Origin of the sequence: Escherichia sp. KTE114 (assembly GCF_000407765.1) — a bacterium.
Lineage (GTDB): Bacteria > Pseudomonadota > Gammaproteobacteria > Enterobacterales > Enterobacteriaceae > Escherichia > Escherichia ruysiae.
In genome coordinates this window covers 1,611,543-1,634,405 of the sequence record NZ_KE136626.1, presented here as the reverse complement: position 1 = coordinate 1,634,405, position 22,863 = coordinate 1,611,543, and the positions used below count along the sequence as shown (strand labels likewise).

Genomic DNA, 22,863 nt, shown 5'->3' with positions numbered 1-22,863 from the left:
TCCTTGAGAATTATTTTTTTGCGGGTGAAACGACTCCTGGTTTGTACAAAGCCAGCAGTTCGTCCACCTTTTTACGTGTGCCGCCGTTGCTGCTTATACTGCGTCGAACTTTGACGACATGCAATTTTGCGCGCTGATACCACTCGCGCGTTAGCGCCGTATCATGGTTAGAAATCAGTACCGGGATCTGACGGTTAACCAGACCTTCGGCGATCTCCGCCAGATGCGCTTGTTGTTCAAGAGTAAAACTGTTTGTGTGATACGCCGTAAAGTTGGCGGTCGCGGATAGCGGTGCATAAGGCGGATCGCAATAGACGACGGATACATCATCTGCGCGCGCCATGCTATCGGCGTAAGACTCACAATAGAAAAAGGCATTCTGCGCTTTTTCAGCGAAGTGATACAACTCAGCTTCCGGGAAATAGGGTTTTTTGTAGCGACCAAACGGCACGTTAAACTCGCCGCGCAGATTGTAACGACACAGACCGTTGTAACCGTAGCGGTTCAAATATAAAAACAGTACCGCCCGGCGGAACGGATCCTGGCTTTTATTGAACTCTTCGCGGAACTGATAGTAAACCTCGGCGCAATTTGTCTCAGGAACAAACAGCTCGCGGGCAGCCTGCACGTACTCATCAGTACGCATCTTCACAATGTTGTAGAGACTGATCAGGTCGCTATTGATATCGGCAAGGATATAACGAGAAAAGTCGGTGTTGAGAAACACCGACCCGGCACCCACAAAAGGTTCAACCAGACATTCACCCTTAGGCAAATGCCGTTTAATATCATCAAGCAGGGGATATTTGCCCCCTGCCCACTTCAAAAAAGCGCGATTTTTCTTCATGCTGACTAACTAATTACACCTTCTCCGGCTGTGGAGAAAGCTCCGACAGCATCCAGCGCTTCAGGCAACTCCCGCAACGATAAACCATTGCGGGAGATAACCTTGATTACTTCAGATCGGCCTGTACCTGACGCAGCGGTTTCGCCCACGGGTTTTTGGCCTGAACATCGGCTGGCAATGTAGATACCGCTTTTTTCGCTTCTTCTTTCGAAGCGTACACGCCAGAAACCAGTACATACCACGGCTGACCATTACGCGTCGTTTCATAGACAACGTAGTTTTTCAGATTCTCTTTCTTCGCCCAACCGTTCAGGTTGTCGTAGTTAGAAGAACTGCTCAGCTGCAGAGTGTAATGGCTGGACGGTGCCGATTTCAACGAACCAACATTACCTGCGGTCTTCGCTCCAGCGGCTGGTGTTGCCGTGGTTTGCGCCGGGGATGCCGTCTGTACTGGAGCCGTAGTCGCCGTCTCTTTTGGTGCTGGCGTTGCGGCTGGCGTAGAAGTCGCAGCCGGTGCCTTCGTGCTCGCCACAGGTGCAGCCGGTTCAGTACGTTTCGGCGTCTGTGCTACCGGCTTCGGTTCCGTTTTCACAGTTGCTTGTGGTTTTTTCGGCTCAATCACCGCCTGCTGACGTGCTGGACGCGTGGTGGTCGGACGTTCAGCGGTTTGCGCTTTCGCCGTATCACGCGATGCGTTGCCATTACGAACTGGCGCTACAGTCGCGGGTTCAGTCGGCAGCGTAGAGTTCACCGCCACATTGTTCAGCTGTTGCTGATTTTGCGGCTGGGTCAGCGCGTTATTCAGGTCACCCTGCACTTCAACACGTTGTTGACCATCCGTTGCCGCCGGGGTTTGCCCCTGAGTCGGCGTAGAAGAAATCGGCGGCAGAGAAACATCCTGCTGGGTATTTTCCGCAGACGTGGTTCCCGGCGCTGGTTGCACACCATTCGCCTGATCGGCCGCATTGCCAGCAAGATCAATACTCTTCTCGCCAGACGCGGTTTGATCGCTGGAAGAGGTCGAGGGGGCTTTTAGCGCAGAACCGATACCGATGATCAACAGCAGCAGAACCAGAATACCGACGCCCATCATCATATACTGACGAGAAGCCGGTTTGCTGGCTGCTTTTTTGCGCTTACGCGGACGACGCTCTACGCGCTCGTCATCCACAGCTTCATCTTCGGAATCATCAATTTCTTCTTCGATTTCCGGTTCCTCATTGCGCTCTTTTTGCGCACGAGTCGGACGGCGATCGTCAGTTTCATCAAGTTCGATATCATCAAAATTGATCTGCGGTTCGCCACGTTCAGTACGTTCTGAACGCTCAGAAGGTTGACGAGAACGACCAGTACGACGATCGCTGGGATCGGGTTTCAGCTCGTCTTCTGGTTTGAATTCATCCATTTAACACCCCACTAAAAGGTTAATGCTTACTACGTTGCAATTAACCTGAAGCTAATAGACCACTTGATAAGCGGCCTGACCTTTCTTGTTGTTACGCTGATTGACAATCGGCAATAGCGTTAAGAACAAGCTCGTGCGATACACCGCCGCGAACTTCACTCTTACCAATTGCCAGCGGAAGAATTAAGCGCATCTCTCCCGCAAGGACTTTCTTGTCACGCAGCATATGCGGTAAATACGCCTGCGCGGACATTTCGCGCGGCCCATTAACCGGTAATCCAGCCCGCGTAAGCAGGGTAATAATACGCTGCGTTTCGGCAGAACTAAACTGCCCGAGACGTTCCGACGTCCGCGCTGCCATCACCATACCCGCCGCGACCGCTTCACCGTGCAACCAATTGCCATACCCCATTTCCGCTTCAATAGCATGACCAAAGGTATGTCCCAGATTCAGTAAAGCACGTAAGCCGGATTCGCGCTCGTCGGCGGCAATAACTTCTGCTTTCAGCTCACAACAACGACGAATACAGTACGCCATTGCCGTACCATCCAGACTGAGCAGCGCATCCAGATTATCTTCCAGCCAGTTGAAAAACTCACCGTCAAGAATAATGCCGTATTTGATGACTTCCGCCAGCCCCGAAGCTAACTCTCTCGGGGGAAGCGTTTTCAGACAGTCGAGATCCACCACCACTGATGCTGGCTGATAAAAAGCGCCAATCATATTTTTACCGAGGGGATGGTTGACTGCGGTTTTGCCGCCAACGGAAGAGTCTACCTGTGACAGCAATGTCGTCGGGACTTGAATGAAGCGAACGCCGCGCTGATAGCTCGCCGCTGCAAAACCGGTAAGATCGCCTACTACGCCGCCGCCAAGCGCCACCAGCGTCGTATCGCGACCGTGCGGCTTTTGCAACAACGCCGTAAAAACGGTGTCGAGTACTGCCAGGCTTTTATACTGCTCGCCGTCAGGAAGGATAACGCTATCAACGTTAACACCCGCCTGTTCAAGTACGCCGCGAACCTTATCGAGATACAGAGGAGCCAGGGTTTCGTTGGTGACCAACATCACCTGCTCACCCGATTTCAGCGGTAAGAATGAAGCTGGTTCGTTAAACAAACCAGATGCGATGGTAATTGGGTAACTACGTTCCCCGAGAGTGACGACTATCCTCTCCATAACGCGACATCCACCTTAATTACTGTACCCGCAGACGAGTGTATATAAAGCCAGAATTAGTTGCTTTCCAGCATGTGAATAATCTGGTTTGCGACCACTTTGGCGCTTTGATCATCAGTACGAATGGTCACGTCGGCAATCTCTTCATACAGCGGATTGCGTTCATTAGCCAATGCTTCCAGAACTTCACGCGGCGGTGTTTCAACGTGCAGCAACGGGCGTTTTTTATCACGCTGCGTGCGCGCAAGTTGCTTTTCGATGGTCGTTTCAAGATAAACGACAACGCCACGTGCGGAAAGACGGTTACGCGTTTCGCGGGATTTCACAGAGCCGCCGCCAGTAGCCAGCACAATACCCTGTTTCTCGGTCAACTCATTGATGACCTTTTCTTCGCGATCGCGGAAGCCTTCTTCGCCTTCTAAATCGAAAACCCAGCCCACATCAGCTCCGGTTCGTTTCTCAATCTCTTGATCGGAATCGTAAAATTCCATATTGAGTTGTTGAGCTAACTGGCGCCCAATAGTGCTTTTTCCGGCACCCATAGGCCCAACCAGAAAGATATTGCGTTTCTCTGCCATTTTTTCGGTACTACTAAGACTATTCGTTAATGATAAACCCGCTTCGCTCAGAGAGCGCCGCAGGACATGAACTGAAACCTCATAAGATATTGCGAGAGTCAGACTGAAAATTATCTCAATACTCCAGCGGGTTTGGCAACTGAATAAATTGCCCATCCCTCTGCATATCTGGTCGCTGCAGGTGCACTGCCTTGCTATCACCGCTCTGGCGATAAATCACCGGGTAAGATTAGCCTAAAAAAGACAGCAAAATGCCGCGTGAAAGATAAATCACCATCATAAAACGCAGGTAACAAAGAGCACCGACTCTCAAATCGGTACTCCTTGTATGCTAAATACCTGCGCGCGTCAAATAGATGAAACATGTTCAGCATGAAAACATCGCCGTTTTCGCGGTAGTTTACTCACTGGAAACCAACCGTGGCGTGATAAATACCACTAACTCGCGTCGTTCATCTTCTTTTCCGTCATGACGAAATAATTGCCCGAACCAGGGGATGTCGCCCAACAGCGGTACGCTATCCTGACCCGATTTATTTTTACGGGTAAAAATGCCACCCAGTGCCAGCGTTTCTCCGCTTTTTACCTCAACTTGCGTTTCGATCTCCTGCTTATCAATCGCCAGCACTTCGCCATCAGCTTGTTGTAGCACCTGCCCCGGAACGTTCTGGCTGATGTGTAATTTCAGTCGGATGCGACCTTTTTGTAATACCGTGGGCGTGACCTCCATTCCCAGCACGGCCTCTTTAAATTCCACCGACGTCGCGCCGCTTTCACCACTGGAAACCTGATACGGGATCTCGCTCCCCTGTTTAATGCTGGCAGGCTGGAGATGTGAGGCCAGCAGACGCGGGCTGGCGATAATATCCAGTTGCTGTTTTTGTTCGAGCGCGGAAAGCTCCAGATCCAGTAAACGCCCGCTGATGCGCCCAATGTTAAAACCGACATGCGTTGTCGCCGTCGCTACGGAGAGATCGCTACCGAGCGTGGTCACTTGCCCAACGCCGCCAGTTTGTTGCGCATCGGCCAGCGTCCATTTCACCCCCAATTCCCGCAAACTTTTTTCATTAATGGTGACAATGTGCGCCGACAGTTCAACCTGCCCGACCGGCAAATCCATTTGCGCTACCCATTGTTCCAGCGCACTTAACGCCGTTTTGTTATCACGCAGCAAAAGGCGATTAGTGCGTTTATCGACAGTCATACTGCCTTTGGCGCTAAGTAGCTTCTCCCCTGCTTTCGCCAGCTCTCCGGCGTCGGCGTATTGCAGAGTAATATTGCGATTTTCCAGCGGCAGATTTGCCTGCGCCCGCGCCTGTTCAGCCTCCTGACGGGCGATATTGTCATTCTGCCAGGCAACAGAATGCACTGAAAGAATGTTGCCTTCCTGGCGCGTTATCAGCCCGGCGCTTTTCACTACGGTTTGTAGTGCCTGTTTCCAGGGAACGTCAGTGAGATGTAACGACACCGTACCGCTGACATCTGGCGAAACCACCAGGTTTAACTTCTCCTGTTCAGCCAGCGCCTGCAATACCTGAGCCACCGGAACGTCATCCACCATCAGCGTCACTTTTTGCGGCTTTGCCGCCTGTACGCTGGGTATCATCATCAACAGTAGTGCGGCTATCCATTGCTTCATTTTTATCTCCTTGCCGTTGCCACAACCACTGTGGCGGTTCGCAGTTTTTTCCAGTTCCCAGCGTTAATGTTTCTGGCGTCAGTTGTAAAATTGTCCAGCCATTCTCCAGCACATCGTTTTGCTCCACCCGTCGCCATTTTTTTTGCCCATCTTTTATTACGCCAATAACGCGCTCGCCTCGCCCTACCATCCCCTGATAACGCCACTGGGTGAGTTCGCTTACCCGGCATAGATCTTCCGGCGGCTTAAAAGGGTCGCGCATACCGGTTAAAAGGCACAAGGCAATGCCTACCAACAACCAGCGTTTAACCCTCATGCGGCATCTCCAGTTGTAGCGTGAACAAAAGATCGCCACCTTCCACGCTTAACAAAAAACGGCTCACGCTGACGTTGCGCTCTGCCAGTCGTGTAAATGCCGACGGCACAGCTTCCCAGAACGTTTTCAACGCCAACTCGCCTCCCTGAGCGGATGGATGCCAGTAAAGCAGTTGCGCGCCGGGCAACTGAAAATCCAGTGGCGAAAAGGGCAACGTCTTTTCTTCAATGATGGGAGTGGTGTCTACCAGGCGATACAGTGCAGTCCATTGCTGGTGATTACTTGCCCGCAGTCGAATTAATGCGTCTCTCTCTTCATGGTGTGTCGATGAAAGAAAAATGAGCGTAACTAACATCAGCAACCAGACTGCCCAGCAAAACTGGCGGATACGGAGTGATGTCGCGAACCACCAGTCAAAGAGAGTGTTCATCGCTAACCGTCCTTGTTAACTGATACTCAAATTGCCAGCGACCTTGAGCATCCTGCTGCGTGGCCCCCCTCTGATTGAGCTGAAAAGAAGCATCCTGGCGGAGTGCTTTTTCCAGTGCGTTTAGCGCAGTAATGTTCGTCGCAAGTCCCTTTACCTCCAACGTTCCTTGCTGCCAGCTTATCGTTGTCAGCCAGGCCTGTTCGGGAAAAAGTGCCGCCAGTGACTCCAGCGCAGATTGCCAGTCGCGGGTAAATTGTCGCTGGCGCTGACGTTGCAAACGCTGTTCGCGTAATTGTTGGCGTTCCAGCAAACGGGGTTTACTGGTTTGTAGGGTGCTGGCGCGTTGTTGTTCCGCCTGAAGCAAAACAGCGTCAACGCGTACTTCAGCGTTGGTTGTCAAACGCAGCATTAGCGTTATCCCGACAACCAGCAGCAGAGGAGCAACGAACATCAGCAACCAGAAGCGAAGAAAGGCCGTCCGGCGTTGCTCTCGCCATGGCAAAAAATTGATTGGCGGATTCATCAGCACCCCTCCCCAAGCGCCAGCCCCAGCGCGATAGCGAAATCTCCACCTAGCGGCGGTAGCGGCGGCTGACGCACAGAAACCGCATTCCAGGGGTCAAATCCGCCTTCACCGCATATCGCGAGACTTTCAGAATTAATGGCTAACGTCGCGGCCAGTTCATTCGCGCTTGTCATCCCTACCGCCAGTTTGCGCCCCCAGCTATAACGTGTCGCCCATAGCCACTGTTCGTTATCACGCCAGGCCAGACATTGCTGATGAGAAGGTAAAAAAGGCAGGAATCGCTGCAAAGCGCAGGCGTCTGGGGTAATCGCACTAACGTGAATACGCAATCTTTCTGCCAGGCTAAGCAGCGTTGCCAGCTCTTTGCTTTGCGCAGCGGTCACGTTATAGGCGGGACTTAGCGAATCTTCGCTGTAATCAAAGCGCAGGGAGTCCGGTTCCATATCCAGCTCGCGAGCCATCGTACCTGTCAACCAAGCCATTTGCTCCCGTTCGCCCAGGGACATTGCCGGACGCGGAAATGCCCTTTGTAACGTTCGGCTAGCGGGAAATGCCAACATAATGTGATGACGGTGTGGCAGTTCACGACTCCACGGTAACAACGTTTTAGTCAGCCGTTCCGCGTCAATAATGCGCCCATCTTTGATAATGTCGGTCGCCAGCGGCAAACGCCACCAGCGTTGCAAAAAGCATTCTTTCGCGCCACGCACGATAGCAACCGCCACCGCTTCTTGCTGTTGTAAATGCAAACCAATTTGCCAGATCTTAAATGCCATTGTGATGATCTCCTTATCCCCCGTCACTCTGACGGGTATATCAATGCGTCTGGCTTGCCTTTATACTACCGCGCGTTTGTTTATAAACTGCCCAAATGAAACTAAATGGGAAATTTCCAGTGAAGTTCGTAAAGTATTTATTGATCCTTGCAGTCTGTTGCATTCTGCTGGGAGCAGGCTCGATTTATGGCCTCTACCGCTACATCGAGCCACAACTGCCGGATGTGGCGACATTAAAAGATGTACGCCTGCAAATTCCGATGCAGATTTACAGCGCCGATGGCGAGCTAATTGCTCAATACGGTGAAAAACGTCGTATTCCGGTTACGTTGGATCAAATCCCGCCGGAAATGGTGAAAGCCTTTATTGCGACGGAAGATAGCCGCTTCTACGAGCATCACGGCGTTGACCCTGTGGGGATCTTCCGTGCGGCAAGCGTGGCGCTGTTCTCCGGTCACGCATCGCAAGGGGCGAGCACCATCACCCAACAACTGGCGAGAAACTTCTTCCTGAGTCCAGAACGCACGCTAATGCGTAAAATTAAGGAAGTCTTCCTCGCGATTCGTATTGAACAGTTGCTGACGAAAGACGAGATCCTCGAGCTTTATCTGAACAAGATTTATCTCGGTTACCGCGCCTATGGTGTCGGTGCTGCGGCACAAGTCTATTTCGGTAAAACCGTCGATCAATTGACGTTGAACGAAATGGCGGTGATTGCCGGGCTGCCTAAAGCCCCTTCCACCTTCAACCCGCTCTATTCAATGGATCGAGCCGTCGCGCGGCGTAACGTCGTGCTGTCGCGAATGCTGGACGAAGGGTATATCACCCAACAGCAGCTCGATGAGACTCGCACCGAAGCGATTAACGCCAACTATCACGCACCGGAGATCGCCTTCTCAGCGCCGTATCTCACCGAAATGGTACGTCAGGAGATGTATAACCGTTACGGCGAAAACGCTTATGAAGACGGCTATCGCATTTACACGACCATTACCCGCAAAGTGCAGCAGGCCGCACAGCAAGCCGTGCGTAATAACGTACTGGACTACGACATGCGTCACGGCTATCGCGGCCCGGCCAATGTGCTGTGGAAAGTAGGTGAATCAGCGTGGGATGACAAAAAGATTACCGATACGCTGAAGGCGCTGCCAACCTATGGTCCGCTGCTACCTGCCGCTGTCACCCGCGCCAACCCGCAGGAAGCGACAGCAATGCTGGCGGACGGAACATCTGTGACGCTGCGTATGGAAGGGATTCGCTGGGCACGGCCTTATCGTTCCGATACTCAGCAGGGACCGACGCCGCGTAAAGTGACCGATGTTGTGCAAACAGGCCAGCAAATCTGGGTTCGCCAGGTGGGCGATGCCTGGTGGCTGGCACAGGTGCCGGAAGTAAACTCGGCGCTGGTATCGATCAATCCACAAAACGGCGCGGTTATGGCGTTAGTCGGTGGCTTTGACTTCAACCAAAGCAAATTTAACCGCGCTACCCAGGCACTGCGTCAGGTGGGTTCGAATATCAAACCGTTCCTCTACACCGCTGCGATGGATAAAGGGCTGACGCTGGCAAGTATGCTGAACGATGTGCCAATTTCCCGCTGGGATGCAGGCGCGGGTTCTGACTGGCAGCCGAAAAACTCACCGCCGCAGTACGCCGGTCCAATCCGTTTACGTCAAGGGCTGGGACAGTCGAAAAACGTGGTAATGGTACGTGCGATGCGAGCGATGGGCGTGGACTATGCCGCAGAGTATTTGCAACGCTTCGGCTTCCCGGCACAAAACATTGTCCACACTGAGTCACTGGCACTGGGTTCCGCTTCCTTCACGCCGTTGCAGGTGGCGCGCGGGTACGCAGTGATGGCTAATGGTGGCTTCCTGGTCGACCCCTGGTTTATCAGCAAAATTGAAAACGACCAGGGCGGCGTGATTTTCGAAGCGAAACCGAAAGTAGCCTGCCCGGAATGTGATATTCCGGTGATTTACGGTGATACGCAAAAATCGAACGTGCTGGAAAACAGCGACGTTGAAGACGTGGCTATCTCTCGCGAACAGCAGAATGTTTCTGTTCCGATGCCGCAGCTGGAGCAGGCTAATCAGGCATTAGTAGCAAAAACTGGCGCGCCAGAATACGCTCCACACGTCATCAGCACACCGCTGGCATTCCTGATTAAGAGCGCCCTGAACACCAATATCTTTGGTGAACCTGGCTGGCAAGGCACCGGCTGGCGCGCAGGTCGTGATTTGCAACGTCATGATATCGGCGGGAAAACCGGGACGACCAACAGTTCGAAAGATGCGTGGTTTTCGGGTTACGGTCCGGGCGTTGTGACCTCGGTATGGATTGGCTTTGACGATCACCGTCGTAATCTCGGTCACACCACGGCTTCCGGGGCGATTAAAGATCAGATCTCCGGTTACGAAGGCGGTGCAAAGAGCGCCCAGCCAGCATGGGACGCTTATATGAAAGCCGTTCTGGAAGGTGTACCGGAACAACCGCTGACGCCGCCGCCAGGTATTGTGACGGTGAATATTGATCGCAGCACCGGGCAACTGGCCAACGGTGGTAACAGCCGCGAAGAGTATTTCATCAAAGGTACGCAGCCTACACAGCAGGCGGTGCGCGAGGTGGGAACGACCATTATCGATAATGGTGAGGCACAGGAATTGTTCTAAAAACGACGCCCGGCAGCGTTAATGTTGCCGGGCTTTTACTATGGAAGATGTCGATGAAAATGGAAAGTCACTCTCCTTCTCCTTCGGAGAATTGCAGCGAAAGTAATCGTCAGTTCACCCGGCAATATGCCCCATTCAGCCTTAACCAGACTGATTTTCTAACCATCTACGGCCTTGTTTTACGAAGGTATCATCCCGATAAAGTGCCACGCCTACACAAAGCGGCTCTCTATGACATCATTGCTGTCACGTTTTTCTTGCTATTCCCTGCATCTCTCGTGATTTTAGGGATATTTAATATAGAAATTGAATTATCAGTCTGGAATAACGTCACCGATGACCTTCTGTTTATCCTCAATAAAAACAAAGTATTAGTTATCGTATTTTGGCTACATGGTATGTTTTTTTCAGTAAAGACCTACTGGACAAGGTATAAGCAGAAAAAAGCACAGTCTGATATCTACAATCAAAACGCAATAACGGAAGGATTGAACTTTCAAATCGATGAGACTGGTGTTAAATGCTGGAAAAAATCTGGCACCCACAGCTTTTGTGTCTGGTCAGAGATAAATGACCTTATCCCCTATAAAGATATATTTGTATTGGTTATGAACAAGTCAAGTTTTATATGGCTGAGTGATAAAGAAGAGGAAGCACTGGCGTTTATTCACGAAAAACTCGCCCAGTCACGCCAGCCTGCATAACCAGGGGCTTTACAACCGTCCCTGCCCCTTCAACCACTCGCGCACCAGGAACAACGCGCTGACATTACGTGCTTCATTGAAGTCAGGATCTTCGAGCAAATCCATCATATGCGTCAGTGGCCAGCGCACCTGCGGTAGTGGCTCTGGTTCGTCGCCTTCCAGCGATTCAGGGTAAAGATCCTGCGCCACCACGATATTCATTTTGCTGGAGAAGTAAGACGGTGCCATGCTGAGTTTCTTCAAAAAAGTCAGATCCCTTGCGCCAAATCCCACTTCTTCTTTGAGTTCGCGGTTTGCCGCTTCATAGACACTTTCACCAGGGTCAATTAACCCTTTCGAAAATCCTAACTCGTAGGATTCGGTTCCCACTGCGTATTCGCGGATCAAAATCAGGTGATCGTCCACAATTGGCACAATCATCACGGCTTCCCGGTTGGTTGGACGCATTCGTTCATAAACACGCCGCACGCCGTTGCTGAACTCCAGATCCACGCTTTCGATGGTAAACAATCGGGAACGGGCTACAGTTTCAACATTCAGAATGGTGGGTTTTTGTAATGATTTGCTCATCGTGGAATCTATGCTGTGAAATCAGCAGTTATTGTGCGATATCGGACACGCATTCGGCAATGTGAATTGCATGTTATTTACATTTACGTAACTTAATAAATAATCATTCTCAAATCAAATTAAAAGTCAATAGGTTGAAATAACTCCAGGAATTTGCTGATATTCCGCCCTCAGAGGGTTTGCTATGATCACCGGTCACTGGGATGCGCTTAATGATGCTCAAGTTCAACTCCACGCTTGCCGATAGCCAACCGCAGAATCCTATATTGTGTCCAGGATGCGACTAATCACACCTGACAAATTAAGTAAGATGGGGAAAGCATGAGCACCATTGTGATTTTTTTAGCTGCTTTGCTGGCCTGCTCACTACTTGCGGGATGGCTGATAAAGGTGCGCTCCAGACGGCGTCAACTGCCCTGGACTAACGCCTTCGCTGATGCGCAAACGCGCAAACTCATGCCTGAAGAACGTAGCGCCGTTGAAAATTATCTCGACAGCCTGACGCAGGTTTTGCAGGTTCCTGGCCCGACGGGTGCCAGCGCAGCCCCCGTTTCACTGACGCTGAACGCTGAAAGCAACAACGTCATGATGCTGACACACGCCATCACGCGTTATGGCATTTCGACCGACGATCCTAACAAATGGCGTTATTATCTCGATTCGGTGGAAGTCCACCTGCCCCCGTTCTGGGAGCAGTACATCAACGATGAAAATAGCGTTGAACTGATCCATACCGATTCGCTGCCGCTGGTTATTTCTCTCAACGGTCATACGCTGCAAGAGTACATGCAGGAAACTCGCGGCTATGCGTTACAGCCTGTCCCGTCAACGCAGGCGTCGATTCGCGGTGAAGAAAGCGAGCAAATCGAACTGCTCAATATTCGCAAAGAAACGCATGAAGAGTATGCGCTTAGTCGCCCGCGTGGGCTACGCGAAGCGTTGCTGATTGTCGCCTCTTTCCTGATGTTCTTTTTCTGCCTGATTACCCCGGATGTATTTGTCCCGTGGCTGGCTGGCGGCGCGTTACTGCTGCTGGGAGCTGGTCTGTGGGGGCTATTTGCGCCACCAGCAAAATCATCCCTGCGGGAGATCCACTGTCTGCGTGGTACGCCACGTCGTTGGGGATTGTTTGGCGAAAACGATCAGGAACAGATCAACAATATTTCGCTCGGTATTATCGACCTGGTCTATCCCGCACACTGGCAGCCTTATATTGCGCAGGATCTGGGGCAGCAAACGGATATCGATATCTATCTTGATCGGCACGTGGTACGTCAGGGACGCTATCTTTCACTGCATGACGAAGTTAAAAACTTCCCGCTGCAACACTGGCTACGCAGTACGATTATCGCAGTGGGTTCGCTGCTGGTGCTGTTTATGCTGCTGTTCTGGGTTCCACTGGATATGCCGCTGAAATTCACCCTCTCGTGGATGAAAGGTGCGCAGACCATTGAAGCCACCAGCGTTAAACAACTGGCAGATGCCGGAGTACGTGTAGGCGATACCTTACGTCTTAGCGGTACAGGGATGTGTAATATCCGCACGTCAGGCACCTGGAGCGCGAAAACCAATTCACCGTTTTTACCATTTGACTGCTCGCAGATCATCTGGAATGACGCCCGTTCATTGCCATTACCAGAATCTGAGCTGGTCAACAAGGCCACGGCACTGACCGAGGCAGTAAACCGCCAGTTGCACCCGAAACCGGATGATGAATCTCGCGTCAGCGCCACATTGCGTTCAGCAATTCAGAAATCCGACATGGTACTGCTTGATGACTTTGGCGACATCGTGCTGAAAACCGCCGATCTCTGTGCCGCCAAAGATGATTGTGTTCGGTTGAAAAATGCGCTGGTGAATCTCGGCAACAGTAAGGACTGGGACGCACTGGTAAAACGCGCTAACGCTGGAAAACTCGACGGCGTGAATGTGTTACTCCGCCCGGTGAGCGCAGAATCACTCGATAACCTGGTGGAAACCTCCACAGCACCATTTATTACTCATGAAACGGCGCGAGCGGCGCAATCACTGAATAGCCCGGCACCGGGAGGATTCCTGATTGTCAGCGACGAAGGCAGCGATTTTGTTGATCAGCCCTGGCCTTCGGCATCACTTTACGACTACCCGCCGCAAGAACAGTGGAACGCTTTCCAGAAACTGGCGCAAATGCTGATGCATACGCCGTTTAACGCCGAAGGTATCGTCACCAATATTTTTACCGATGCCAACGGTACGCAGCATATCGGCTTGCACCCCATCCCGGATCGCTCCGGCCTGTGGCGCTATCTGGGCACGACATTGCTGTTGCTGACGATGCTGGGCAGTGCCATCTATAATGGCGTACAGGCCTGGCGTCGTTATCACCGTCATCGTACTCGCATGATGGAAATTCAGGCCTATTATGAAAGCTGCCTGAATCCACAACTGATCACCCCTTCAGAAAGCCTTATCGAATAACACGTTTGCGCGGCAGGTTATGCTACCCTGTCGCGCAAATTGCTTCACTCTGGAGATTTCCCTCATGCATATCAACATTGCCTGGCAGGACGTAGATACCGTTCTGCTGGATATGGACGGCACGTTGCTCGACCTCGCCTTCGATAACTATTTCTGGCAAACGCTGGTGCCTGAAACCTGGGGCGCGAAAAACGGGGTCACGCCACAGGAAGCGATGGAATATATGCGCCAGCAATATCACGACGTGCAGCATACGCTAAACTGGTACTGTCTTGATTACTGGAGTGAGCAACTGGGTCTGGATATCTGTGCGATGACCACCGAGATGGGACCGCGCGCCGTACTGCGTGAAGATACCATTCCGTTTCTTGAGGCACTTAAAGCCAGCGGTAAGCAGCGAATTTTGCTCACCAACGCGCATCCGCATAACCTGGCGGTAAAACTTGAGCATACCGGTCTCGACGCGCACCTTGATTTATTACTTTCCACCCACACATTTGGTTATCCGAAAGAGGATCAGCGGTTATGGAATGCGGTGGCCGAAGCTACGGGTCTGAAAGCTGAAAGAACGCTGTTTATCGATGACAGCGAAGCGATTCTCGATGCTGCCGCGCAATTTGGTATTCGTTACTGCCTCGGCGTCACTAATCCCGACTCAGGGATTGCTGAAAAACAGTATCAGCGCCATCCGTCACTGAATGACTACCGCCGCCTGATCCCCTCGCTAATGTGAAGGAGACGCCATGAAAGAAAAACCTGCTGTTGAGGTTCGACTGGATAAATGGCTATGGGCCGCCCGTTTTTACAAAACCCGCGCGCTGGCTCGTGAAATGATCGAAGGCGGTAAGGTGCATTACAACGGGCAGCGCAGCAAGCCGAGTAAAGTCGTCGAACTGAATGCCACGCTCACTCTGCGCCAGGGAAATGACGAGCGAACGGTAATCGTGAAGGCGATTACTGAACAGCGTCGCCCCGCCAGCGAGGCAGCCTTGCTGTATGAAGAGACTGCACAAAGTGTAGAGAAACGCGAAAAAATGGCGCTGGCACGTAAACTTAATGCCTTAACCATGCCGCACCCGGACCGACGCCCGGACAAAAAAGAGCGCCGCGACCTGTTACGATTTAAACACGGCGACAGTGAATAACTGTCACCTGCAAGAGAGATGATTATGCCGCAACATGACCAATTACATCGTTATCTGTTTGAAAACTTTGCCGTTCGCGGCGAACTGGTAACCGTTTCGGAAACCCTGCAACAGATCCTTGAGAATCACGATTACCCGCAGCCCGTTAAAAACGTGCTGGCAGAACTGCTGGTTGCGACCAGCCTGTTAACCGCTACGCTGAAGTTTGATGGTGATATCACCGTACAGCTGCAAGGCGACGGCCCGATGAATCTGGCGGTTATTAACGGTAACAACAACCAGCAGATGCGTGGCGTGGCGCGCGTACAGGGCGAAATTCCGGAAAATGCTGACCTGAAAACGCTGGTTGGCAATGGTTACGTGGTGATCACCATTACCCCGAGCGAAGGTGAACGCTATCAGGGCGTGGTTGGTCTGGAAGGTGATACCCTGGCGGCCTGCCTGGAAGATTACTTTATGCGTTCTGAACAGCTGCCGACGCGCCTGTTTATTCGCACCGGCGACGTAGATGGCAAACCGGCTGCGGGCGGTATGTTGTTGCAGGTAATGCCTGCGCAAAATGCCCAGCAGGACGACTTCGACCATCTGGCGACGCTAACCGAAACCATCAAAACCGAAGAACTGCTGACCTTACCGGCAAACGAAGTGTTGTGGCGTTTGTATCACGAAGAAGAGGTGACGGTTTACGATCCGCAGGATGTTGAGTTCAAATGCACCTGCTCGCGTGAACGTTGCGCCGATGCGCTGAAAACGCTGCCGGATGAAGAAGTGGATAGCATCCTGGCGGAAGATGGCGAAATTGACATGCATTGTGATTACTGCGGTAACCACTATCTGTTCAATGCGATGGATATTGCCGAGATCCGCAACAATGCATCGCCGGCAGATCCGCAGGTTCATTAATTAGTTTTTCCGGCAGAGATAACTCTGCCGGATTTGACGCAATTGCCTGATGCGCTGCGCTTACCAGGCCTATGAAATAAATCGCAAATTATTGTTGGTCAGATACAGCGTCGTATCCGATAAAAGCGTTGTCACTTACTTAAGTTTATTTCCAGCGTTTCACCATCTACCGTCAGATCGCGCCACGCTTTCGGCCTCGTCCCCAGTTTTCCATCCTTCGCAGCTATGAGTAATTTTTCTTTCGTTATTTTGCGCGGAAGTAAACTCATATCAAGCGCGTCCCATTCTTTTCTGGCTAAGTCAAAGCCATAGACAATGACTCTGTCATCATTAAAAGCAAACAGGATCCGCTCCGCCTGACCATCACTATTCAGATCTTGCTCGACCAGTACGCAGGCGTCTTTTTCAATACAGGTCATCACGTTATAGCGATCCTGGATTAAGGCCGACCAGAATGTCGCATCCGGTTTACCAGAGCCTGGGGCAATTAACACATTTTCGGCTAATACTTTTTCCGATACCTGTTCCTGAAGATGTTGCTCTCCATCTAACGCCATCAGCAGATCCCGCGCGCGTTTCGGGTCTTTCATATACCTGGCATCGCTTTTCAGCGACTCAAGCGCAGCACGTCCATAGCGACCGCTCTGCTCGAGCATGTAGATACTTACCTGGTCTGGCGTGTTTTTGCCGCTCTGATAACGCGCCATATGACTGTTCACGCTAATACGCATACTGTCCAGCATCGGCGAATTAAGAAGCACCAGAATCGCCAGCACCAGCAACGAAACCGCAAGATTCACCTTGCCCTGAAGAACAAGGGGATTTTGCCCTTTACGCCAGACAATACTGACAAAATATCCCAGCGACCAAACCAGTAACACCACCACAACCAACACACCATGCAAGCGTTCCGTAGTCCAGCCGTACTGAGCGACCCGCAGCCATAACGCCCAAGCGGCGACTAACACATACAATGGGGCGACCAGCAGAGCGGTTTTAATCAGGCAACGCAACGGGCCAGTCCAGGGAAGTGACGCTTTTTGCGGATCGCGGACAATGACCATTAAGAGCAATTGCAAAAAGGCCAGCGTCAAAAGCAACCCGGCAGCGGAGATGTGGCGAGAAATCGCGCTCAGGCCCGTAAACGGCAGGGTGATAATAAACATCAGGGTTAGCAATGATACTAACGGCAGCACCCCCGTGGCGATTAACGTGAACAACTTTTGAATGGAGTCGATTAAACGTGACTGTGTCCGCGCGAGGATCACCGCCAGTGCGGTAACCAGACCTGACGTAAGATAAATAAACCAGTCGGTTGTAAAAAAGAGCGTTTTAAAAAACGTGATGCCAACGAGTTTAAATAACTCACTCCACAGTAAAAGCACCAGCCACGTCAGGCCATTGGCGATAAAAATCACCAATAATATAAGTACGTTATGCCATACCGACTGGTAAAAATAGCTATAGCGGGTATTGTCATTACGCTCACGCAGACTCTGTTGTATCCACGGCAGCAACATCATTCCCATCAGCAGCAGATAACACCCAAAATCCCAAAGCGCCTTTTCCGCTCTCCAGGGACTCATGCCATCAATTTGCCACTTCAGCCAGCCGCTCATCCCGAGAGTGGCAATCAACACTATCGCCAGCCATCCCCAAAGTCGCTTCTGTTTGAAGGACACTACAGAAAATAACAAAACGGATGAAAGCGCCACGGTCGCAGGTACGCCATAAACTATCCAACTGTTATTTTTACCAGCGAGCCAGGAGATCAGCAGGTAGCAAACTAATCCCCGGAGTAATCCGGTAGCAACCATTCCCCTGCGTGTCGCGGGTGAAAGCTCAACGTTTTCCATGTTGGTTATCCAGAATCAAAAGGAGAGGTAATTATCGCATCCAGGCAGGACTAATTTGCTTTTTTCAGAAAGTAATCAAAAAAAGTTAGCGTGGTGAATCGATACTTTACTCATTGAATTTGCATTAATTTCACTCAGGAATGCGATTACACTCACAACATTCTCGCCATATAAACTAAGTTTTAACCTTTTAGGAACATTTTCCACACCTAAAATGCTATTTCTGCGATAATACCAACCGTTTCGTGACAGGAATCACGGAGTTTTGTCAAATATGAATTTCTCCAGATACGTAAATCTATGAGCCTTGTCGCGGTTAACACCCCCAAAAAGACTTTACTATTCAGGCAATACATATTGGCTAAGGAGCAGTGAAATGCGCGTTAACAATGGTTTGACCCCGCAAGAACTCGAGGCTTATGGTATCAGTGACGTACATGATATCGTTTACAACCCAAGCTACGACCTGCTGTATCAGGAAGAGCTCGATCCGAGCCTGACCGGTTATGAGCGCGGGGTGTTAACTAATCTGGGCGCTGTTGCCGTCGATACCGGAATCTTCACCGGTCGTTCACCAAAAGATAAGTATATCGTCCGTGACGATACCACTCGCGATACCTTCTGGTGGGCAGACAAAGGCAAAGGTAAGAACGACAACAAACCTCTCTCCCCTGAAACCTGGCAGCATCTGAAAGGCCTGGTGACCAAACAGCTTTCCGGCAAACGTCTGTTTGTCGTTGACGCTTTCTGTGGTGCTAACCCGGACACACGTCTTTCCGTCCGGTTCATCACCGAAGTGGCCTGGCAGGCGCATTTCGTCAAAAACATGTTTATTCGCCCAAGCGATGAAGAGCTGGCAGGTTTCAAACCAGACTTTATCGTCATGAACGGCGCGAAGTGCACCAACCCGCAGTGGAAAGAACAGGGCCTGAACTCTGAAAACTTCGTCGCGTTTAACCTGACTGAACGTATGCAGCTGATTGGCGGCACCTGGTACGGCGGCGAAATGAAGAAAGGGATGTTCTCGATGATGAACTACCTGCTGCCGCTGAAAGGCATTGCCTCCATGCACTGCTCCGCCAACGTTGGCGAGAAAGGTGATGTTGCGGTGTTCTTCGGCCTTTCCGGCACGGGTAAAACCACCCTTTCCACCGACCCGAAACGTCGCCTGATTGGCGATGACGAGCACGGCTGGGATGATGACGGCGTGTTTAACTTCGAAGGCGGCTGCTACGCGAAAACCATCAAGCTGTCAAAAGAAGCGGAACCCGAAATCTACAACGCCATCCGTCGCGATGCGCTGCTGGAAAACGTCACCGTACGTGAAGATGGCACTATCGACTTTGATGATGGTTCAAAAACCGAGAACACTCGCGTTTCTTATCCGATCTATCACATAGAAAACATCGTTAAGCCGGTCTCCAAAGCAGGCCACGCAACTAAAGTTATTTTCCTGACCGCAGATGCTTTCGGCGTATTGCCACCGGTATCTCGTCTGACTGCCGATCAAACCCAGTACCACTTCCTCTCTGGTTTCACCGCCAAACTGGCCGGTACTGAGCGTGGCATCACCGAACCGACGCCAACCTTCTCTGCCTGCTTCGGCGCGGCGTTCCTGTCGCTGCACCCGACGCAGTACGCAGAAGTGCTGGTGAAACGTATGCAGGCGGCGGGCGCGCAGGCGTATCTGGTTAACACCGGCTGGAACGGCACTGGCAAACGTATCTCGATTAAAGATACCCGCGCCATTATCGACGCTATTCTGAATGGTTCGCTGGATAACGCAGAAACCTTCACTCTGCCGATGTTTAACCTGGCGATCCCGACCGAACTGCCAGGCGTTGACACGAAGATCCTCGATCCGCGTAACACTTACGCCTCTCCGGAACAGTGGCAGGAAAAAGCTGAAACGCTGGCGAAACTGTTTATCGACAACTTCGATAAATACACTGACACCCCTGCAGGTGCCGCGCTGGTAGCGGCTGGTCCGAAGCTGTAATGGTTTGAAGCTGGAGAATATCTATCCAGTATCTTATAGAAAGCAAAACGGGAGGCACCTTCGCCTCCCGTTTTATTTACCCTTCTTTTGTCGCACCCTGCGCCCGCGTTACCGGCAATGGCAGCCAGGCGCGAATGGAAAGCCCGCCCCGCTCGCTGGTGCCAAGTTCCAGCATCCCGTTATGGTTATCGATAATCCGCTGCACAATCGCCAGCCCTAAGCCAGTACCGCTGATAGTGCGCGCGCTGTCACCACGGACAAACGGCTGGAATAGGTGCTTACGTTGCTCCGGTTCAATACCTGGGCCGTCATCTTCCACCTGGAACCAGGCGCGATTCGGCTCTGTGCCGCTGCTGACTTTGATCCAGCCATTGCCGTAACGGGCGGCGTTCACCACCATATTCGCCACCGCGCGTTTGATTGACAGCGGGTGCATTTTCACTTCAATGCTGCCCGGCTCAAGCGCGGTATCAATTTCCCGCTCATAGCCACTTTCGGCGGCAATCACCTCACCAAGCACAGCGTTAAGATCCGCCAACTCCATCGGCATCTCCTGCCCGGTGCGCAGGTAGTCGATAAACTGCTCAATGATGGCGTTGCACTCTTCGATATCTTTATTGATCGATTCTGCCAGATAGCTATCCTGCTCGCTCATCATCTCGGTCGCCAGGCGAATACGCGTCAGCGGCGTGCGCAGGTCATGGCTTACCCCCGCCATCAGCAGCGTGCGGTCATCCGCCAGTTGCTTAACACCAGCCGCCATATGGTTAAAGGCGCGGGTAACCGAACGCACCTCCGAAGCGCCATATTCACGCAGCGGCGGCGGAATAATCCCTTTACCGACCTGCAAAGCAGCATGTTCGAGATCGACCAACGGTCGGTTCTGAATACGAATAAACAGCCACGCACCACCTATCGCTAACAGCATTATCGCCAGCGTATAGCGGAACAGCGGGGAAAAATCGCCCTGATGAATTTCGGTTAGCGGCACACGCACCCAAATATTGGGCGACAGCCAGGTTTTCAGCCAGACGACAGGCGAGCTTTTGTTGACCTCGACGCGAACTTCCGTCGGGCCGCCGAGCTGCTGCGCCATCTGATGGCTTAAGAATTCATAGTGTTGCGCCCAACGCAGCCCGGCCTCTTCGGCGGCTTCATTGGAGTAGAGAGAGATCCCCAGCTCACGGTAGATCTCCCGACGAAAAGCGGGAGGCACAACTAACTGCGTACCGTCCTCCAGTTGCAGTTTGTCAGTCATCAACATACGCACTTCGTACGCGAGGACTTTATTAAACTGCTGGAGGCTCGGCAAAATCGCGAAGTTCAGCACCACCAGATAAGTCGTCACCAGGCTGACGAACAGCAAGGTGACGATGAGCAATAACGTGCGGGCAAATGAACTTCGTGGCGAGAAGCGCAATCGCCTCATGCTTTAGAACCGTCCGGCACGAAAACATAGCCCAGACCCCAGACGGTCTGAATGTAACGCGGATGCGCCGGATCTTCTTCCACCATGCGGCGCAGACGTGAGATCTGCACGTCGATGGAGCGTTCCATTGCGGAATATTCACGACCACGGGCAAGGTTCATTAGCTTATCGCGAGAGAGCGGCTCACGCGGATGGCTGACCAGCGCCTTCAGTACCGCAAATTCACCGCTGGTGAGCGGCATCGGCTCATCTTCACGGAACATTTCGCGCGTACCGAGGTTAAGTTTGAACTTACCAAAAGCAATTACGGCTTCTTCCTGTGACGGCGCGCCCGGCAGTTCGTTCGCCTGACGGCGCAACACTGCACGAATACGAGCCAGCAGTTCACGCGGGTTAAACGGTTTTGGAATGTAATCGTCAGCGCCAATCTCCAGGCCCACGATACGGTCCACTTCTTCCCCTTTCGCCGTCACCATAATGATCGGCATCGGGTTACTCTGGCTACGAAGACGTCGGCAAATCGACAAGCCATCTTCACCAGGTAACATCAAATCCAGTACCATAAGATGGAAAGATTCACGAGTCAGCAGGCGATCCATCTGTTCTGCATTAGCGACGCTTCGAACCTGGAAGCCTTGTTCGGTGAGATAACGCTCCAGCAGCGCGCGCAGGCGCATGTCGTCATCGACCACCAGAATCTTGTAGTTCTCTTGCATTCTTTGTACTCCCAAAGGTTCGCAACAATTTGTAAGCGTGTATTCTTAAAAAAGCTTACGTTCGTCACCAGCAAAATCTGGTATGAATTTCAGCCTAAATTGTTACAAAGCATATTAAACAGCAGCTTAAGTATACAATTTATTCGGCGAAACATTATTGATTCTGTTGATATGATCACGTTATACCCAATGTGCGCATTATCAAACAGACAAAGGGAATCAACGAGATGAAAACGCCCCTGGTTACCCGGGAAGGGTATGAAAAACTCAAACAAGAGCTAAATTATCTCTGGCGTGAAGAACGCCCGGAGGTCACAAAAAAGGTGACCTGGGCCGCAAGTCTGGGCGACCGCAGTGAAAATGCTGACTATCAGTATAATAAAAAGCGCCTGCGTGAAATCGACCGTCGCGTGCGCTATCTCACTAAATGCATGGAAAATCTCAAAATCGTCGATTATTCCCCGCAGCAGGAAGGCAAGGTCTTCTTTGGCGCATGGGTAGAGATTGAAAACGACGATGGCGTGACTCACCGTTTTCGAATTGTCGGCTATGATGAAATTTTTGGTCGTAAAGATTACATCTCTATCGATTCCCCGATGGCTCGCGCATTGCTGAAAAAAGAAGTCGGCGATCTGGCAGTAGTGAATACGCCTGCCGGGGAAGCGAGCTGGTATGTTAATGCCATCGAGTACGTGAAACCTTAAGGAAGAGTCTT

Annotated in this window: 21 protein-coding genes; 8 read left to right on the top strand and 13 right to left on the bottom strand. The window is 51.6% G+C overall.

The genetic code is table 11. The annotated features are described in order from the left end of the window. Window positions 1–10: 10 nt before the first annotated feature. The 9 genes from dam to hofM form a co-directional block, all read right to left on the bottom strand. A complete protein-coding gene (gene dam, locus WC5_RS13170; RefSeq protein WP_000742149.1) occupies window positions 11–847 on the bottom strand; it encodes an adenine-specific DNA-methyltransferase in 837 nt (278 codons plus the stop codon). A gap of 106 nt (window positions 848–953) precedes the next feature. Continuing rightward, window positions 954–2,252, bottom strand: a complete 1,299-nt coding sequence (gene damX / locus WC5_RS13175; RefSeq protein WP_000343127.1) for a cell division protein DamX — start codon at window positions 2,250–2,252, stop codon at window positions 954–956. Window positions 2,253–2,343: 91 nt separating this feature from the next. Beyond that, window positions 2,344–3,432, bottom strand: coding sequence for a 3-dehydroquinate synthase (gene aroB, locus WC5_RS13180; protein WP_000439862.1), 1,089 nt, complete (start codon window positions 3,430–3,432; stop codon window positions 2,344–2,346). A 56-nt stretch (window positions 3,433–3,488) separates the two neighbouring features. Beyond that, window positions 3,489–4,010, bottom strand: coding sequence for a shikimate kinase AroK (aroK, locus tag WC5_RS13185; RefSeq protein ID WP_000818618.1), 522 nt, complete (start codon window positions 4,008–4,010; stop codon window positions 3,489–3,491). 400 nt (window positions 4,011–4,410) lie between these two features. Next, the gene (hofQ, locus tag WC5_RS13190; RefSeq protein ID WP_000816025.1) at window positions 4,411–5,649 is read right to left on the bottom strand and encodes a DNA uptake porin HofQ; all 1,239 of its coding nucleotides are present in this window, start codon (window positions 5,647–5,649) and stop codon (window positions 4,411–4,413) included. After that, window positions 5,561–5,965, bottom strand: a complete 405-nt coding sequence (locus WC5_RS13195) for a DUF2531 family protein (RefSeq protein ID WP_001264143.1) — start codon at window positions 5,963–5,965, stop codon at window positions 5,561–5,563. The genes hofQ and WC5_RS13195 overlap by 89 nt, the downstream gene beginning before the upstream one ends. Then, window positions 5,955–6,395 carry a DNA utilization protein HofO gene (hofO, locus tag WC5_RS13200; RefSeq protein ID WP_001093901.1) on the bottom strand — a complete coding sequence of 147 codons (441 nt, stop codon included), beginning with the start codon at window positions 6,393–6,395 and terminating at the stop codon, window positions 5,955–5,957. Before hofO ends, WC5_RS13195 begins: the two co-directional genes overlap by 11 nt. Next, on the bottom strand, window positions 6,379–6,918 hold the full coding sequence (locus tag WC5_RS13205) for a PilN domain-containing protein (protein ID WP_001069304.1): 540 nt from the start codon (window positions 6,916–6,918) through the stop codon (window positions 6,379–6,381). Before WC5_RS13205 ends, hofO begins: the two co-directional genes overlap by 17 nt. After that, window positions 6,918–7,697: a DNA utilization protein HofM gene (gene hofM, locus WC5_RS13210; protein WP_000874539.1), complete on the bottom strand. Its 780-nt coding sequence runs from the start codon at window positions 7,695–7,697 to the stop codon at window positions 6,918–6,920. The genes WC5_RS13205 and hofM overlap by 1 nt, the downstream gene beginning before the upstream one ends. Window positions 7,698–7,816: 119 nt before the next feature. On the opposite strand from hofM, the gene mrcA reads away from it, so the two are divergent. Both mrcA and WC5_RS13220 read left to right on the top strand, forming a co-directional pair. Next, the gene (mrcA, locus tag WC5_RS13215) at window positions 7,817–10,369 is read left to right on the top strand and encodes a peptidoglycan glycosyltransferase/peptidoglycan DD-transpeptidase MrcA (protein WP_010351077.1); all 2,553 of its coding nucleotides are present in this window, start codon (window positions 7,817–7,819) and stop codon (window positions 10,367–10,369) included. 53 nt (window positions 10,370–10,422) lie between these two features. Continuing rightward, window positions 10,423–11,073 carry a hypothetical protein gene (locus WC5_RS13220; protein ID WP_000781536.1) on the top strand — a complete coding sequence of 217 codons (651 nt, stop codon included), beginning with the start codon at window positions 10,423–10,425 and terminating at the stop codon, window positions 11,071–11,073. A gap of 9 nt (window positions 11,074–11,082) precedes the next feature. Here the strand turns inward: WC5_RS13220 and nudE are convergent, their stop codons facing one another. Further along, entirely contained in the window at window positions 11,083–11,643 is a 561-nt protein-coding gene (gene nudE / locus WC5_RS13225) for an ADP compounds hydrolase NudE (protein ID WP_000045734.1), read from the bottom strand. 321 nt (window positions 11,644–11,964) lie between these two features. Here nudE and igaA point away from each other — a divergent pair, with 321 nt between their 5' ends. From igaA to hslO, 4 genes are all read left to right on the top strand, one after another. Further along, a complete protein-coding gene (igaA, locus tag WC5_RS13230) occupies window positions 11,965–14,100 on the top strand; it encodes an intracellular growth attenuator protein IgaA (protein WP_000104506.1) in 2,136 nt (711 codons plus the stop codon). 64 nt (window positions 14,101–14,164) lie between these two features. Continuing rightward, entirely contained in the window at window positions 14,165–14,833 is a 669-nt protein-coding gene (gene yrfG / locus WC5_RS13235) for a GMP/IMP nucleotidase (protein WP_010351080.1), read from the top strand. Window positions 14,834–14,843: 10 nt separating this feature from the next. Next, window positions 14,844–15,245: a ribosome-associated heat shock protein Hsp15 gene (gene hslR, locus WC5_RS13240; RefSeq protein WP_000660491.1), complete on the top strand. Its 402-nt coding sequence runs from the start codon at window positions 14,844–14,846 to the stop codon at window positions 15,243–15,245. Between the two features lie 24 nt (window positions 15,246–15,269). Then, the gene (gene hslO / locus WC5_RS13245; RefSeq protein ID WP_001135574.1) at window positions 15,270–16,148 is read left to right on the top strand and encodes an Hsp33 family molecular chaperone HslO; all 879 of its coding nucleotides are present in this window, start codon (window positions 15,270–15,272) and stop codon (window positions 16,146–16,148) included. Between the two features lie 131 nt (window positions 16,149–16,279). Here hslO and WC5_RS13250 read toward each other — a convergent pair whose 3' ends face one another. After that, entirely contained in the window at window positions 16,280–18,004 is a 1,725-nt protein-coding gene (locus WC5_RS13250) for a DUF4153 domain-containing protein (protein ID WP_016231556.1), read from the bottom strand. 376 nt (window positions 18,005–18,380) lie between these two features. Between WC5_RS13250 and pckA the strand changes: the two genes are divergently transcribed. Further along, a complete protein-coding gene (gene pckA, locus WC5_RS13255; protein WP_001309803.1) occupies window positions 18,381–20,003 on the top strand; it encodes a phosphoenolpyruvate carboxykinase (ATP) in 1,623 nt (540 codons plus the stop codon). A 76-nt stretch (window positions 20,004–20,079) separates the two neighbouring features. On the opposite strand, the gene envZ is transcribed toward pckA, so the two are convergent. Further along, on the bottom strand, window positions 20,080–21,432 hold the full coding sequence (envZ, locus tag WC5_RS13260; protein ID WP_001253710.1) for a two-component system sensor histidine kinase EnvZ: 1,353 nt from the start codon (window positions 21,430–21,432) through the stop codon (window positions 20,080–20,082). Beyond that, on the bottom strand, window positions 21,429–22,148 hold the full coding sequence (gene ompR, locus WC5_RS13265) for an osmolarity response regulator transcription factor OmpR (protein WP_001157751.1): 720 nt from the start codon (window positions 22,146–22,148) through the stop codon (window positions 21,429–21,431). Before ompR ends, envZ begins: the two co-directional genes overlap by 4 nt. 227 nt (window positions 22,149–22,375) lie before the next feature. Here ompR and greB point away from each other — a divergent pair, with 227 nt between their 5' ends. Then, window positions 22,376–22,852 carry a transcription elongation factor GreB gene (gene greB, locus WC5_RS13270; protein WP_000856744.1) on the top strand — a complete coding sequence of 159 codons (477 nt, stop codon included), beginning with the start codon at window positions 22,376–22,378 and terminating at the stop codon, window positions 22,850–22,852. Window positions 22,853–22,863: the final 11 nt, after the last annotated feature.